General features: G+C 64.3%; 11 protein-coding genes and 1 pseudogene. 6 read left to right on the forward strand and 6 right to left on the reverse strand.

Going from position 1 to position 15,122, the window contains the following annotated elements; genetic code table 11:
• Window positions 1–40: 40 nt before the first annotated feature.
• From CWO89_RS12465 to CWO89_RS12485, 5 genes are all read right to left on the reverse strand, one after another.
• Window positions 41–1,036, reverse strand: coding sequence for an ABC transporter ATP-binding protein (locus tag CWO89_RS12465; protein WP_130578899.1), 996 nt, complete (start codon window positions 1,034–1,036; stop codon window positions 41–43).
• On the reverse strand, window positions 1,033–2,019 hold the full coding sequence (locus CWO89_RS12470) for an ABC transporter ATP-binding protein (RefSeq protein ID WP_130578900.1): 987 nt from the start codon (window positions 2,017–2,019) through the stop codon (window positions 1,033–1,035). Before CWO89_RS12470 ends, CWO89_RS12465 begins: the two co-directional genes overlap by 4 nt.
• Complete coding sequence (locus tag CWO89_RS12475; protein ID WP_130578901.1) at window positions 2,016–2,975, reverse strand: ABC transporter permease; 960 nt, start codon at window positions 2,973–2,975, stop codon at window positions 2,016–2,018. Before CWO89_RS12475 ends, CWO89_RS12470 begins: the two co-directional genes overlap by 4 nt.
• Window positions 2,976–2,984: 9 nt before the next feature.
• A complete protein-coding gene (locus CWO89_RS12480) occupies window positions 2,985–3,965 on the reverse strand; it encodes an ABC transporter permease (protein WP_130578902.1) in 981 nt (326 codons plus the stop codon).
• Between the two features lie 92 nt (window positions 3,966–4,057).
• Complete coding sequence (locus CWO89_RS12485; protein WP_130578903.1) at window positions 4,058–5,650, reverse strand: ABC transporter substrate-binding protein; 1,593 nt, start codon at window positions 5,648–5,650, stop codon at window positions 4,058–4,060.
• A 196-nt stretch (window positions 5,651–5,846) separates the two neighbouring features.
• Between CWO89_RS12485 and CWO89_RS12490 the strand changes: the two genes are divergently transcribed.
• From CWO89_RS12490 to CWO89_RS12515, 6 genes and pseudogenes are all read left to right on the forward strand, one after another.
• Window positions 5,847–7,100 carry an NAD(P)/FAD-dependent oxidoreductase gene (locus CWO89_RS12490; RefSeq protein ID WP_130578904.1) on the forward strand — a complete coding sequence of 418 codons (1,254 nt, stop codon included), beginning with the start codon at window positions 5,847–5,849 and terminating at the stop codon, window positions 7,098–7,100.
• A gap of 145 nt (window positions 7,101–7,245) precedes the next feature.
• On the forward strand, window positions 7,246–7,494 hold the full coding sequence (locus tag CWO89_RS12495) for a DUF6489 family protein (RefSeq protein WP_028164994.1): 249 nt from the start codon (window positions 7,246–7,248) through the stop codon (window positions 7,492–7,494).
• Window positions 7,495–8,295 carry an esterase/lipase family protein gene (locus CWO89_RS12500; protein ID WP_130578905.1) on the forward strand — a complete coding sequence of 267 codons (801 nt, stop codon included), beginning with the start codon at window positions 7,495–7,497 and terminating at the stop codon, window positions 8,293–8,295.
• Between the two features lie 74 nt (window positions 8,296–8,369).
• A complete protein-coding gene (locus tag CWO89_RS12505; RefSeq protein ID WP_130578906.1) occupies window positions 8,370–9,917 on the forward strand; it encodes a WS/DGAT/MGAT family O-acyltransferase in 1,548 nt (515 codons plus the stop codon).
• Window positions 9,918–9,928: 11 nt separating this feature from the next.
• On the forward strand, window positions 9,929–10,921 hold the full coding sequence (locus CWO89_RS12510; protein ID WP_130578907.1) for an alpha/beta fold hydrolase: 993 nt from the start codon (window positions 9,929–9,931) through the stop codon (window positions 10,919–10,921).
• Between the two features lie 189 nt (window positions 10,922–11,110).
• A pseudogene (locus tag CWO89_RS12515) lies at window positions 11,111–14,346 on the forward strand (bifunctional cytochrome P450/NADPH--P450 reductase).
• Between the two features lie 111 nt (window positions 14,347–14,457).
• Here the strand turns inward: CWO89_RS12515 and CWO89_RS12520 are convergent.
• A partial coding sequence (locus CWO89_RS12520) for an alpha/beta fold hydrolase (RefSeq protein WP_130578908.1) occupies window positions 14,458–15,122 on the reverse strand: 665 nt, incomplete at its 5' end.

The raw sequence follows: 15,122 nt of genomic DNA on the forward strand, positions 1-15,122 counted from the left end.
CCAACGGCGCGGCCGGCATGGCTACCTCGCATCCATGTGATCACGCGGGCGCGGCAGCCTCGGCCGGGGAGTTGACGGCATGGCAGGCGACGCCGTCGATCAGCTCCGGCGCCTTTTGGCGGCATAAATCGAACGCGAGCGGGCAGCGCGGGTTGAAGGCGCATCCCGGCGGCGGATTGATCGGGTTCGGGATTTCGCCTTTGACGGGAATGCGCTGGCGGCCGCTCATGCCGAGATCAGGGACCGCGCCAAGCAGCATCTTGGTGTAGGGCATGCGCGGATGATTGAACAGCGCGCGGCCCTCCGCGACCTCCACGATGCGGCCGAGATACATCACGCCGATCCGGCTCGCCATGTGGCGCACGACGGCAAGATTGTGGCTGATGAAGAGGTAGGTGAGGCCGAACTTGTCCTGCAGGTCGCGCATCAGGTTGAGGATCTGCGCCTGCACGGAGACGTCGAGTGCCGAGGTCGGCTCGTCGCAGACGATGAACTCGGCTTCTGATGCGAGCGCGCGGGCGATCGCAATGCGCTGGCGCTGGCCGCCGGAGAATTCGTGCGGGTATTTCAGGCCGTCATCGGCATGCAGCCCGACCAGCGACAGCAACTCGCCGACGCGGGCGCGGATGTCGCGTTCACCCTGGATCAGGTCGAAGGCGCGGATCGGCTCCGAGACGATGGCATCGACCCGGAAGCGCGGATTGAGGCTCGCATAGGGATCCTGGAAGATCATCTGGATGCGCCGGCGCAAGCGCTGGCGCGCCTGCGCCTGCCTCGGATCGGTCATCGAGACGCCGTCGATCACGACCTCGCCCGAGCTCGGCGGCAACAGCCCGACCACCATCCGCGCCACCGTGGTCTTGCCGGAGCCGGATTCGCCGACCAGCGCAAAGGTTTCGCCTTTGCGGATATCGAAGGTGACGCCGTCGACCGCCCTGAGGAATTCGAGATGGCCGCCTTCGAGCACGCGGTTGAGCCACGGCTTTGACACGTCGAACACGCGCCGGAGATTCTTGACCTCGATGAACGATGTCATGCCGCACTCTCCTTCGCGGCGTGGTCGTAGAGATGGCAGGCGACGGCCTGCGCGCCTTGGCGGGTCGGTTCGGGACGCTCGACCCGGCAGCGGTCGAAGGCAAAAGCGCAGCGCGGGTTGAACGGGCAGCCCGGCGGAATCGCCGACAATCGCGGCATGGAGCCGGGAATCTGCACCAATCGCCTGTCCTCGCCGGCAAGCGTCGGGATCGCGCCCATCAGGCCCTTGGCGTAGGGATGCAGTGGGTTGCGCACGACGTCCTGCACCGGGCCGATCTCGGCGATGCGGCCGGAATACATCACCGCGACGCGATCGCAGGTCTCGGCGATCACACCCATGTCGTGGGTCACCAGCATCACGGCCGTGCCATGGTCGCGGCCGAGCCGCTTGATCAGTGCGATGATCTGCGCCTGCACGGAAACGTCGAGCGCGGTCGTCGGCTCATCCGCGATGATCAGTTCCGGCTCGGCGCAGATCGCGAGCGCGATCACCACGCGCTGGCGCATGCCGCCGGAAAATTCATGCGGATAGCCGTCGACACGTTTTTCCGGCGCGGGGATGCCGGCCTCGGCGAGCAGGTCGACGGCGCGCTTGCGCGCGGCGCTTTCGGAGAGGTTGGTGTGGGTGCGGATGGTCTCGACGATCTGGTCGCCGATCCGATAGAGCGGGTTGAGGCTCGTCAGCGGATCCTGGAAGATCATGCCGATGCGCTTGCCCCGCACGCGCCGGATCTCCTCCGGTGGCAAGTGATCGATGCGCATGCCCGAGAGATGTATCTCGCCGCCGGAGATGCGGCCGGGCGGATCGATCAGGCCGATGACGGCAAGGCCCGTGACCGACTTGCCGGCGCCGGATTCGCCGACCACGCCCAGCACCTCGCCCTTGGCGATGTCGAAGGAGACGCCGTCGATCGCGCGCAACGTCGCGCGGCGGGTGACGAACTCCACCTTCAGGTCACGCACGGAGAGGACAGGCACGGTCATCGGAGCTTCGGATTGAGCGCGTCGCGCAGCCAGTCGCCGAGCAGGTTGATCGAGAGGATCAAGCCGGCCAGCGCAATGCCGGGGAAGGCGACGATCCACCATTCGCCGGCGAAGAGATAGTTGTTACCGATCCGGATCAACGTTCCGAGCGAGGGCATGGTGTCGGGCATGCCTGAGCCCAAGAATGACAGCGTCGCCTCGGTGATGATCGCGAGCGCCAGGTTGATGGTGGCGATGACGAGGATCGGGCCCATCGTGTTGGGCAGCACGTGGCGCAGCATGATCTTGGGCGCGGGCAGGCCGATCAGTTGCGCGGCGGCGACATAATCCTTGTTCTTCTCCACCATGACCGAGCCGCGCACGGAGCGGGCATATTGCACCCAGAAGCTTAGGCCGATCGCGACGACGAGCACGGCGAGCATGCTCGTCGGATCGAGCCGGTTGCCGAACACGGATTTGGCGACGCCGTTGACGATCAGCGCGATCAGGATCGCCGGGAAGGTGAGCTGCACGTCGGCGATCCGCATGATCACGGCGTCGACGGCGCCGCCGAGATAACCCGCGATCAGCCCGAGCGTGATCCCGATTGCGCCGGCGAAGACGACGCCGAGCACGCCGACGATAAGCGAAATCCTCAAGCCATAGAGAATGGCGGAGAACACATCGCGGCCCTGTTCGTCGGTGCCGAGCAAGAACGGGCTCTGGCCGTCGGCGGTCCAGAGCGGCGAGATGCGTGAGTTCATCAATTGGAGCTGCGCCGGGTCGAACGGGTTCTGCACGGCGAGCACGGAAGCAAGGATCGCGAGCAGGAAGAACAGCACGGTGACCGCGGCCGCCAGCATCGTCAGCTTCGAGCGGCGGAAGGAATAGAACAGGTCGCTGTCGACGGCGCGTCGGAACCAGCCCACGCCGGAATGCGCGGTTTTGGTGTGTTGCTGAACAACGCCGTCGGACATTCTTCTGCCTCAGGCCGGTCGGCTAACGGTGGCGCGCAGGCGCGGGTCGACGATGGTGTAGAGAATGTCGACCACCAGGTTGATGGTGACGAAGATCAGCGAGACCATCAGAAGATACGCCGCCATGATCGGGATATCGACGTTTTGCACCGCCTGCACGAACATCAATCCCATGCCCGGCCACTGGAACACGGATTCGGTGATGATCGAGAATGCAATAACCGAGCCAAACTGCAGGCCGGCTACGGTGATGACGGGAACCAGCGTGTTCTTCAGCGCGTGGCCGAAATGGATCGCGCGCGTGGTCAGTCCACGGGCGCGGGCGAAGCGGATATAGTCGGTGCGCAGCACTTCCAGCATCTCCGCGCGCACCAGCCGCATGATCAGCGTCATCTGGAACAGGCCGAGCGTGATCGAGGGCATGATCAGCGCCTTGAGGCCGGACACCGTGAGCAGGCCGGTCGTCCACCAGCCGATCCGCACCATTTCTCCGCGGCCGAATGAAGGCAGCCAGCCCAGCGTCACTGCGAACAGGTAGATCAGGAGGATGCCGATCAGGAAGGTCGGCAGCGAGATGCCGATCAGCGAGACCGCCTGGCATAGTTTGGCAAGCAGGGTGTCGCGCCTGAGCGCGGCATAGACGCCCATAAGGATGCCGAACACCATCGCGAAGATCGTGGCGCAGATCGCAAGCTCCAGCGTCGCCGGCAGCCGCTCGGCGAGCAGCGTCGAGACCGGCTGCCGGAACTGATAGGAGACGCCGAACTTGAACTGCGCGGCGTTGACGAAATAGCGCGCGAACTGGATCAGCACGGGATCATCGAGCCCGAGCGATTTGCGCACCGCCTCGCGCTCGGCCGCCGGCGTGTCGATCGAGACAATCTGGCTGACGGGGTCGCCGGCGAAGCGGAACATCGCGAAGGCGATGATCCCGACGGCGATCATTACCCCGATGGCTTGAACGGCGCGGCGAAGCGTGAAAGCGAGCATCTCTTCCTTCACCCGAAGCGTTGGCGATTTCCCGCCACTAAGCAAAAGGTCCCGGAAGCGCGGGGCTGCCGGGACCTTGGAGTGACGAAGCTTTATTCCGATTTGACCATCCAGTAGGGCAGCACCTGGTTGTCCGGGCGCTGCACCACTTTCAATTTCTTCGAGACGCCCCAGGCCAGCGCCTGCTGATGCAGCGGGATGTAGGCCCAGTCCTTCATCGCGATCTCGAAGCCGGCCTTGATCAACTGGTCGCGCTTGGCGGTGTCGGTCTCCTGCAGCACCTTGTCGGCGATGTCATCGAATTCCTTGTTGCAGTAGCCGCCGAGATTGGTCTCCCCGCGTGCCGATTTCGGATCGTCGCGGCAGCCCATGATGTCATACATCACGTTGTGCGAGTCGAGCGTGCCGGGCGTCCATCCCAGCATGTAGAACGAGGTCTGGTAGCCGCCGGGCTTCAGAATTTTTGCAAAATACTGAGCTTTCGGCTGCGCCAGCAGGTTCACCTTCACGCCGATGCGGGCGAGCATGCCGACCACAGCCTGACAGATCGCGGCGTCGTTGACATAGCGGTCGTTCGGGCAATCCATGGTGACTTCGAAGCCGTCAGGATAGCCGGCTGCGGTCAGGAGCTTCTTGGCGCCGTCGGGATCGAATTTTGGACGGGTGAAATCCTTCGACGGCGGGTACAATTGCGGCGCGACCATCAGTGCTGACGGCGTCGAGAGCCCGCGCATCACGCGGTTCTTGATCAGTTCGATATCGATCGCCTTGTAGAAGGCTTCGCGGACGCGCACATCCTTGAACGGGTTCTTGCCCTTGATGTTGGAGTAGAGCAGTTCATCGCGGCTCTGGTCCATGCCGAGGAAAATGGTGCGGATCTCCGGTCCCTTCAGCACCTGCGCGTTCGGACTGGAATCGACGCGCGAGATGTCCTGGATCGGAACCGGTTCGATGATGTCGACCTCGCCCGAGAGCAGTGCGGCGACGCGGGTCGCATCGGAGGCGATCGGGGTGAAGACAATTTCCTTCAAATTGTGTTCGGGCTTCTGCCACCAGTTCGGATTGACCTTGAACACCGTCTTCACGCCGGGCTGATGGCTTTCGATCATGAAAGGCCCGGTGCCGTTGGCGTTGAGCGAGGCAAAGCTCGGCGTTGTGGCTGATGCCGGCGTGGGCTGTGTGGCGTTGTTCGCCTCGGCCCACTTCTTGTCCATGATGTACCAGGTATCCCATTGCGAATTCAGGATGGGATTGGGCGAGGTCAGGATGAAATCGACGGTGTAGTCGTCGACCTTGACGACCTTGGCGTCGGCGGGAATGCGGGTCTGCAGATTGGAGCCCTTGGCGCGGACGCGGTCGGCAGAAAACACCACGTCGTCGGCGGTGAAGGGGTCGCCGTTCTGGAATTTCACGTTCTTGCGCAGATGAAAGCGCCAACGGGTCGGCTCCGGCGTCTCCCAGCTTTCGGCGAGCGCCGGGATGATCTTCAGATCCTTGTCGCGCGCGGTGAGACCTTCATAGACCTGGCCGAGATGGGCATGGGTGGTCGTCTCGTTCAGCGTATGCGGATCCAGCGATTTGAGATCGCCCTGATTGGCGTAGCGCAGCGTCTGGGCCGAAACAGGTGTCGTCGTCGCAACGATGGCAAGACTTATTGCCGCAAGCAGATGATGACGTACCGACATTTGAACCTGTTCCCCGTCTTGGTCCCGCGATGCGCACTGTTGGTAGGATATTGCATGCCAATGTTGCCAAAGTTTACCGGGTGCGCAAGCGCGATTTCCCGTAGAAGATGAGATGAGTTTGCGCAGCCGTGCCGCAATGATTAGCTTGACGCTCGCTGGTCGGGCGTGCGCGTGACATTGAACTTTCGGAGTAAGGATGGCGGAACTAAGGGCCGACGTCATTGTCCTGGGGGCTGGCATGGTCGGTGTCGGTGCCGCCTTGCATCTGCAAAAACGAGGCCGCGATGTCGTCCTGGTCGACCGGCACGATGCCGCTGGCGAGGAGACGAGTTACGGCAACACCGGCATCATCGAATGCGCCTCGGTTTTTCCTTACATGTTCCCGCGGGATTTCGGCGAGCTCCTCCGCTATGCGCTGAACCGCGCGCCGCAGGTGCGCTACCGCGTCGCCGACCTGCCGATCTTCCTGCCATGGCTCGCGCGCTATTATTTTGCCTCCTCGGCTGAGGGTGCGTTGCACAGCGCGCTCGCCGAGATGCCGCTGATCCGGCAGAGCCTGATCGAGCACGAGGCGTTGATTGCAGAAGCCGGCGTCCCGGAATTGCTGCGCAAGACCGGCTGGATCAAACTCTATCGCAGCAAAGCGACCTTCGCCAAGGCCGTGCGCGATACTGAGCGTGCGAAGCAATATGGCGTCACCAACGAAGTCCTCGATGCCAAGGGCATCGCCGCGCGCGAGCCGAACCTGTCGGGTGACTTCGCTGGCGCAGTATATTCGCCGGCGCCGGGCTCGGTCGCCGATCCCGGCGGGTTGGCAAAGGCCTATGCCGCGCTGTTCGGCCGCAGGAGCGGCCGTTTCTTTGTCGGCGACGCCCGCACGCTCGAACAATCCGGCGGACGATGGCGCGTGGCAATCAGCGAGGGCAGTGTGACTGCCCGCGAGGTGGTGGTCGCGATGGGCCCGTGGTCCGACCAGGTATTCGGCCCGCTCGGCTATTCGATCCCGCTTCAGGTCAAGCGCGGCTATCATTTGCACCTGAAGCCGGGCGGCAATGCCGTGCTCAATCATCCTGTGCTCGATTCCGATCTCGGTTATTGTCTGGCGCCGATGAACCGCGGCATCCGGCTGACCACCGGCGTCGAGTTCGCCCATCGCGACGCACCGGCGTCCCCGGTGCAGGTCGAGCGGGCGGTGCCGCGGGCGCGCAACCTGTTCCCGCTCGGCGATCCGGTGGAGGCCAAGCCCTGGAAGGGCGCGCGGCCCTGCCTGCCCGACATGCTGCCGGTGATCGGCAAGGCGCCGCGCCACCCCGGGCTCTGGTTCGATTTCGGCCATCAGCACCACGGATTGACGCTCGGGCCCGTGAGCGGCCGGCTGCTTGCGGAGATGATGACCGGCGAGACGCCGTTTGCGGATGCGAAGCCGTTTGCGGTGGAGCGCTTTGGTTGACCCTGGCGGGCGATGCCTGCCGCCTGCCACCATCGTCCCGCTTGCGCGACGAGCCCTCTCGCGGCGATACTGCACCACGGCATGATCCGTTCGAAGAATCGATTCCCGGGTCATGTTCATGCGTCAACTGCATTGAGGAGCGGTCATGAAGGTCAACGTCGAAATAGATTGCACGCCGCTCGAAGCCCGGCAGTTCTTCGGCCTGCCAGATGTCGCGCCGATGCAGACGGCGGTCATGGAAAAGCTGCAGCAGCAGATGACCTCGAACATCGAGAAAGTCTCGCCGGAAGCTTTGATGCAGAGCTGGCTCGATCCCAAACTGGCCGAGCGTTTCCAAGACATGTTCGTGGCGATGGCCGGCCTCGGCAGCACCTCGAAGAAGGACAGGAAATAGATGACGGCCGTGGATGGCAGCCGTGAGGAGAGCGAACGCCGGCTGCGTCCACCGAACATCTGTCTGATGCTGGCCGAGGGCAGGGGCCTGTTCGAGTTCAATTCGAGCCTCCTGCTGCTGCCGCTCTTGATGCGCGCGCCGAAAGGGGACGGCCATCCGGTGCTGACGCTGCCGGGTTTCCTGGCGAGCGACCTGTCGATGGCGCCGATGCGGCGGTACCTGAAGGCGCTCGGCTATGACACCTATGCCTGGAGCCTGGGCCGCAATGTCGGCGGCCTCAGGCGGATGCGCGCGTCGCTGCGCGATCTGTTGCAGCGGATCAGCGACTCCACCGGGCGCAAGGTGAGCATCGTCGGCTGGAGCCTTGGCGGCGTCTATGCGCGTGACTTGGCGCTGAACGCGCCGGAGATGGTGCGCTCCGTCATCACGCTCGCCAGCCCCTTTGCCGGCGATATCCGCGCCACCAACGCGACGCGGCTCTACGAGGCGCTGACAGGCGAGGGCGTGGATGACATTCCCGAGGTCCGGCAGGCGATCGCCGGTGACATGCCGGTGCCGGCCACCTCGATCTACTCGCGCGCCGACGGCATCGTGAACTGGCGAACCAGCGTGCAGCGCCCGTCGGCAACGGCCGAAAATATCGAGGTGCTGCTCGCGAGCCATATCGGGCTCGGCGTCAATCCCGCGGCGCTCTGGGCGGTCGCCGACCGCCTGGCGCAGGCGGAGGGCGAGTTCAGGCATTTTGATCGGTCCGGCCCCTTTGCCATTGCCTATCCACCCCCGGAACAGGCACAATCCTGATCGACGCCGCAGCAAGCGGCCGTCCGAATGAGAGCGCCATCAAGGCGCCGCACGACAATCACCGGGAGGAAGCCATGGCCGACGCCAAGAAACTGTCGTCGCTGGACGCGTCGTTTCTCTATCTGGAAACGCCGGAAATGCCGATGCATGTCGGGAGCATGGCGATCTTCCGATTGCCCGACGACTACAAGGGCGACTTTTTCGAAGACTTCAAGGCGATGATCGCCTCGCGATTGCACATCGCGCCGATCCTGAAATCGCGCCTGGAGAAGGCGCCGCTCGACATCGACCACCCTTCCTGGGTGGAGGACGATCAGTTCGACATCGACCGCCACATCTTCCGCGGCAGCCTGCCGGCGCCTCATGACCGCGCCACGCTGGAGCGCCTCGTCGGCTGGATCCACGCGAAGCTGCTCAATCGCGCCCGGCCCTTGTGGGAGTTCTACGTCTTCGAGGGCATGCAGAACAACGAGATCGGTCTCTATTCCAAGATGCATCATGCCTGCATCGATGGCGGCGCGGGTGCTGCGCTCACCAGCATGATCTACGACATCTCGCCGATCCCGAGGAAGGTCGACCCGCCGACCGCGCGGAAGGTCGCGCAGGAACCGCGCGACATCGCGGCGAACCTGATCGATTCCTATCAGCAGCTCTGGACCCAGCCGTTCGATGCCGCGGCGCCGCCAAGGACGATCGAGCTGCCGCGCTCGGGCAAGAGCGATCTGGGCTCGATCCTGTTCGACAACGCCATGTTCCAGATCGAGAACGCGATCAAGTTCGCAAGCAGCGTGCCGGCAATGCTGAAAAGCGTGTCGGAGGTCATGACAAAGGTCTCGGATCCGAAATCGCGCGAAAGCCTCGCCAGCATGGTGTCGCCGCCGACCATCCTGAACAAGGCGATCTCCTCGGAGCGCAGCTTCGCCGGCACGTCGGTCTCGCTGTCGCGCGCCAAGGCGGTGGCAAAGGCGGCCGGAGGCAAGCTCAACGACGTCGTGCTGGCGCTCGCCTCCGGCGTGGTGCGCCGCCATTTGATCAGCCAGGGCGCGCTGCCGAACAAGTCGCTGACCGCAGCGGTGCCGATCTCGCTGCGTGAGGAAGGCAATACCGAGTCGAACAACCAGGTGTTCGGCATGATCTGCTCGATCGCGACCAACATCGAGGATCCCAAGGCGCGGCTGGAAGCGATCATCGCGCAATCCACCAAGGCGAAGGAGATGTCGCACCCGCTGCGGGCTTTCATGCCGCAGGTCTCCAACGTCTCGATGCTGGGCGCGCCGATCCTGGTGCAGATCCTGGCGCTGCTCTACAGCCGCTCGGACCTGTCGAACGTGCTGCCGCCCGCGGCGAACATCACCGTCTCCAATGTGCCGGGGCCAAGACAGACGCTCTATGCGGCCGGTGCGGAACTGCTGCATATCTTCCCGGTGTCGATCGCGACCCACGGCCTTGCGCTCAACATCACCGTGCAGAGCTATCGCGACCAGCTCGATTTCGGCTTCGTCGCCGGGGCCAATATCATTCCGCATGTGCAGGTTTTGTGCGACATGCTGCCACCCGAATTCGAGGCGCTGGAGGCGGCGTTCATGCCGCCTCCAGCCGAGACCAAGAGCGCCGCTGAATAAGGATTGTCTCGATGATGGAAATGCCCCCGCTGCAATTCGCCCAGACCAACGGCATCCGCATGGGCTTCTATGACGCCGGACCCAAGACCGACAAGCCGCCGATGGTGCTCTGCCACGGCTGGCCGGAGCTCGCCTTCTCCTGGCGCCACCAGATCAAGGCGCTGAGCGAAGCCGGCATCCGCGCGATCGCGCCGGATCAGCGCGGCTATGGCGTAACCGACCGGCCGGAGCCGGTCGAGGCCTATGATATCGAGCAACTGACCGCCGATCTCGTCGGCCTGCTCGATCATCTCCAGATCGACAAGGCCATCTTCGTCGGTCACGACTGGGGCGGCTTCGTCGTCTGGCAGATGCCGCTTCGGTATCCCGACCGTGTCGCCGGTGTGGTCGGCATCAATACCCCGCATACCAACCGTGCCTGGGCCGATCCGATCGAGCTTTTGCGCAAGCGGTTCGGCGAGCAGATGTATATCGTCCAGTTCCAGGATCCCGCGCACGAGCCGGACAAGATCTTTGGAAGCCGGGTCGAGCAGACCTTTGATGCATTCATGCGCAAGCCGGCGCGGCGGCCCGATGCTCCTGCCGAAGAGGTCGTGGCCGGCGTCGGCGCATCGCCGCGGCTCAACCTGGCTTTCCCGCAGATGATCGCGAATTACGATGCCGCGCACGATCCGCGCACACCGATCCTGTCGCCGGAAGAGAAGCAGGTGTTCGTCGACGCCTTCACCAAGACCGGCTTCACCGGCGGCATCAATTGGTACCGCAACATGTCGCGCAACTGGCAACGCTCCGAAGGGCTCGATCACACCGTGCGGGTGCCGTCGCTGATGATCATGGCCGAGAACGACGCCGTGCTGCCGCCGTCGTCGGCCGACGGGATGGAGAAGCTGATTCCCGATCTCGAAAAGTATCTGGTCGGGGACAGCGGCCATTGGACGCAGCAGGAGAAGCCGGAAGAAGTCAGCGCCAAGTTGATCGAATGGCGTAGAAGGCGGTTTGGGTGAGGGGCGGCGGTGGTGAAGGTATCACTGCGAGCAAAGGAGCGCCGCGGTCATTCCGGGGCGATGCGCCAGCATCGAGCCCGGAATCCATTTCTCCGCCTGCGCATGCGGCCCGATGGATTCCGGGCTCGCGCTCTGCGCGCCCCGGAATGACGGGATGAGATCGAGGCGAGATCAGGAGACATTCCCCACATGGCATCCGGCAACCGACTGAGTCCGATCCCGCATCCGCCGACCATGCCCGTGGTCGGCAACATGCTGTCGCTGGATTCGACCGCGCCGGTGCAGCATCTGGTGCGGCTCGCCAAGGAGCTCGGACCGATCTACTGGCTCGACATGATGGGCGCCCCGCTCGTGATCGTCTCCGGCCACGATCTGGTCGACGAGCTCTCCGACGAAAAACGCTTCGACAAGGCGGTGCGCGGCTCGCTGCGGCGCGTGCGCGCGGTCGGCGGCGATGGCCTGTTCACCGCCGACACCAAGGAGCCGAACTGGAGCAAGGCGCACAACATCCTGCTGCAGCCGTTCGGCAACCGTGCCATGCAGTCCTATCATCCGAGCATGGTCGATATCGCCGAGCAGCTCGTGAAGAAATGGGAGCGGCTCAACGCCGACGAGGAGATCGACGTCGTCCACGACATGACGGCGCTGACACTCGACACGATCGGGCTCTGCGGCTTCGACTACCGCTTCAATTCGTTCTATCGCCGCGACTACCATCCCTTCGTGGAGTCGCTGGTGCGCTCGCTCGAGACCATCATGATGACCCGCGGCCTGCCGCTGGAACGGCTGTGGATGCAGAAGCGGTGCAAGACGCTCACTGAGGACGTCGCGTTCTTGAACAAGATGGTCGACGAGATCATCGCCGAGCGCAGGCGGAGCCAGGCCGATGTCGGCGAGGGCCAGAAGGACATGCTGGCCGCGATGATGACCGGCGTCGACCGCGTCACCGGCGAGCAGCTCGACGACGTCAACATCCGCTACCAGATCAACACATTCCTGATCGCGGGCCATGAGACCACGAGCGGCCTGCTGTCGAGCACGATCTATGCGCTGTTGAAACACCCCGAGGTGCTGAAGAAGGCGTATGAAGAGGTCGACCGCGTGCTCGGCCCCGATATCAACGCCAAGCCGACCTATCAGCAGGTCACCCAGCTCACCTACATCACGCAAATCCTGAAAGAGTCGCTGCGGCTATGGCCGCCGGCACCGGCCTATGGCATCGCACCGCTGCAGGACGAGACCATCGGCGGCAAATACAAGCTGAAGAAGAATACCTTCATCACTGTCCTCGTGATGGCGCTGCACCGCGACCCCGGTGTCTGGGGTCCGCATCCGGACGTCTTCGATCCCGAGAATTTCAGCCGCGAGGCCGAGGCCAAGCGGCCGATCAATGCCTGGAAGCCGTTCGGCAACGGCCAGCGTGCCTGCATCGGCCGCGGCTTTGCGATGCATGAAGCGGCGCTCGCGCTCGGCATGATCCTACAGCGCTTCAAGCTGATCGACGTTCATCGCTACCAGATGCATCTGAAGGAAACGCTGACGATCAAGCCCGAGGGCTTCAAGATCAAGGTGCGCACGCGCGAGGACAGGGAACGCGGCGCCTTCGCTGGGGCGGCTGCGGCGGCATCGGCCGCGCCAAGGACGCCGCGGCCAAAACCGCGTCTTGGGCACAACACGCCGATGCTGGTGCTCTACGGCTCCAATCTCGGCTCGGCCGAGGAACTGGCGACGCGGATGGCCGATCTCGCCGAGGTCAATGGCTTCGACACCAGGCTCGGTCCGCTCGACGACTATGTCGGCAAGCTGCCGAAGGATGGCGGCGTCCTGATCATCTGCGCCTCCTACAATGGCGCGCCGCCGGACAACGCGACGGAGTTCGTCAAATGGCTCGGCAGCGATCTGCCGAAGGACGCGTTTGGCGGCGTGCGCTACGCGGTGTTCGGCTGCGGCAACAGCGATTGGGCGGCGACGTACCAGTCGGTGCCGCGGTTGATCGACGAGCAGCTCACCGCGCACGGCGCGCGCGCGCCGTCTATCCGCGCGGCGAGGGCGATGCGCGCGCCGATCTCGACGGTCAGTTTCAGAAATGGTTTCCGGCTGCCGCGCAGGTCGCGACCAAGGAATTCGGGATCGACTGGAATTTCACCCGCACACCTGAGGACGAGCCGCTCTATGCGGTCGAGCCGGTGGCGCCGACCTCGGTCAACACCATCGTCGCGCAGGGCGGCGCGGTTGCGATGAAGGTGCTGGAGAATGCGGAACTGCAGAACAAGTCCGGCGCCAATCCGTCCGAGCGTTCGACGCGGCACATCGAGGTGCAACTGCCGCCCGGCATCACCTACCGCGTCGGCGATCACTTGAGCGTGGTGCCGCGCAACGATCCGACGCTGGTCGACCAGGTCGCGCGCCGCTTCGGCTTCCTGCCAGCGGACCAGATCCGGCTGCAAGTGGCGGAAGGCCGCCGCGCGCAGTTGCCGGTCGGCGACGCGATCTCGGTCGGGCGATTGCTCACCGAATTCGTGGAGCTGCAGCAGGTCGCAACCCGCAAGCAGATCCAGATCATGGCCGAGCATACGCGCTGCCCGATCACGAAGCCGAAGCTGCTCGCCTATGCCGGCGACGACGATGCATCCGGCGACCGTTATCGCAGCGAGGTGATGGGCAAGTGCAAATCGGTGTTCGATCTCCTGGAGGAACATCCGGCCTGCGAATTGCCGTTCCACATCTATCTCGAAATGCTGTCGCTGCTGGCGCCGCGTTACTATTCGATCTCGTCCTCGCCGTCAGGCGATCCCGCGCGCTGCAGCGTCACCGTCGGCGTGGTGGAGGCGCCGGCAAGTTCGGGCCGCGGCATCTACAAGGGTATCTGCTCGAACTATCTTTCCGGCCGCCGCGTCGGCGACACCATCCATGCCACCGTGCGCGAGACCAAGGCCGGCTTCCGGTTGCCGGACGATGCGTCGGTGCCGCTGATCATGATCGGCCCCGGCACGGGCCTGGCGCCGTTCCGCGGCTTCCTGCAGGAGCGCGCGCATCGGAAGTCGCAGGGCGCCAATCTCGGGCCGGCAATGCTGTTCTTCGGCTGCCGCCATCCCGATCAGGATTTCATCTATGCCGATGAGCTGAAGGCGTTCGCGGCCGATGGCGTCACTGAGCTGCACACCGCGTTCTCGCGCCTCAACGGCTCCAAGACCTACGTGCAGGACCTGGTTGCCGCGCAGAAGAACCGCGTCTGGGACCTGATCGGGAAGGGCGCGATCATCTATGTCTGCGGCGACGGCAGTAAAATGGAGCCGGACGTCAAGGCGACCTTGATGTCGATCCATCGCGAGCACAACGGTGACAATGCCGACGCGGCCACGCGCTGGATCGAGGACCTCGGCGCGAAGAACCGCTACGTGCTCGACGTCTGGGCAGGCGGATAGCCGCGACTTGTAGGGTGGGCAAAGCGAAGCGTGCACACCATTGCGGGCGGAACGTGGACGGTGGGCACGCTGCGCTTTGCCCACCCTACAAAGTTCGGCACGAGTTCGACGTCACGCCGCCTTTGCCGCAGCCCCATGTGCGTGCTGGTCGATGGCGTCGATGATCTCCGGCCACATCGGGATCGGCAATGCGTGGCCCATGCCGTCGATCATCAGGAGCTTAGCGCCCGGGATCGACGCCGCGGTGTCCTTGCCGCCGGCCGGGTGCACCAGCGGATCGACGGTGCCGTGGATGACGAGCGTCGGCGCTTTCACCGCGCTCAGGCGTTGCTTGCGGCTACCGGAGGCGAGAATGGCGCGGAGCTGGCGGCCGACGCCGGCGGGATTGAGGCCGCGTTCATAGGTGCGCAGCGCCCGCGAACGATCGAGCGCCTCGTCCTCCGGGAAGGAACCGACGCGCAGGATCTTCCAGGTCTTGGCGAAGCGCTCGACAAATTCGTCCTTCGTCCTTGGCGGCAGCGCCATCAGTACCGCGCCGGCCTCGCGAGTCGGCGGCGGGATCTTCGGATTGCCTGTCGTCGACATGATCGAGGTGAGCGAGCGCACCGCCTGCGGAAAGGAGATCGCGACTTCCTGCGCGATCATGCCGCCCATGGAGGCGCCGACCAGATGCGCTGACTTCAGCCCGAGCCCATCCATCAGGCCGACGGTGTCCTTGGCCATGTCGATCAGTCTGTAGGGTGCGGCGACGGGGATCCCGAACAGACGCAGTCTCA

Source organism: Bradyrhizobium sp. Leo170, assembly GCF_004296405.1.
Classification (GTDB): domain Bacteria; phylum Pseudomonadota; class Alphaproteobacteria; order Rhizobiales; family Xanthobacteraceae; genus Bradyrhizobium.

Coding starts and splice junctions, on each gene's coding strand:
- CWO89_RS12510 (WP_130578907.1), top strand. CDS start 9,929: ATGATGGAAATGCCCCCGCTGCAATTCGCCCAGACCAACGGCATCCGC.
- CWO89_RS12475 (WP_130578901.1), bottom strand. CDS start 2,975: ATGTCCGACGGCGTTGTTCAGCAACACACCAAAACCGCGCATTCCGGC.
- CWO89_RS12505 (WP_130578906.1), top strand. CDS start 8,370: ATGGCCGACGCCAAGAAACTGTCGTCGCTGGACGCGTCGTTTCTCTAT.
- CWO89_RS12470 (WP_130578900.1), bottom strand. CDS start 2,019: ATGACCGTGCCTGTCCTCTCCGTGCGTGACCTGAAGGTGGAGTTCGTC.
- CWO89_RS12495 (WP_028164994.1), top strand. CDS start 7,246: ATGAAGGTCAACGTCGAAATAGATTGCACGCCGCTCGAAGCCCGGCAG.
- CWO89_RS12480 (WP_130578902.1), bottom strand. CDS start 3,965: ATGCTCGCTTTCACGCTTCGCCGCGCCGTTCAAGCCATCGGGGTAATG.
- CWO89_RS12490 (WP_130578904.1), top strand. CDS start 5,847: ATGGCGGAACTAAGGGCCGACGTCATTGTCCTGGGGGCTGGCATGGTC.
- CWO89_RS12465 (WP_130578899.1), bottom strand. CDS start 1,036: ATGACATCGTTCATCGAGGTCAAGAATCTCCGGCGCGTGTTCGACGTG.
- CWO89_RS12485 (WP_130578903.1), bottom strand. CDS start 5,650: ATGTCGGTACGTCATCATCTGCTTGCGGCAATAAGTCTTGCCATCGTT.
- CWO89_RS12500 (WP_130578905.1), top strand. CDS start 7,495: ATGACGGCCGTGGATGGCAGCCGTGAGGAGAGCGAACGCCGGCTGCGT.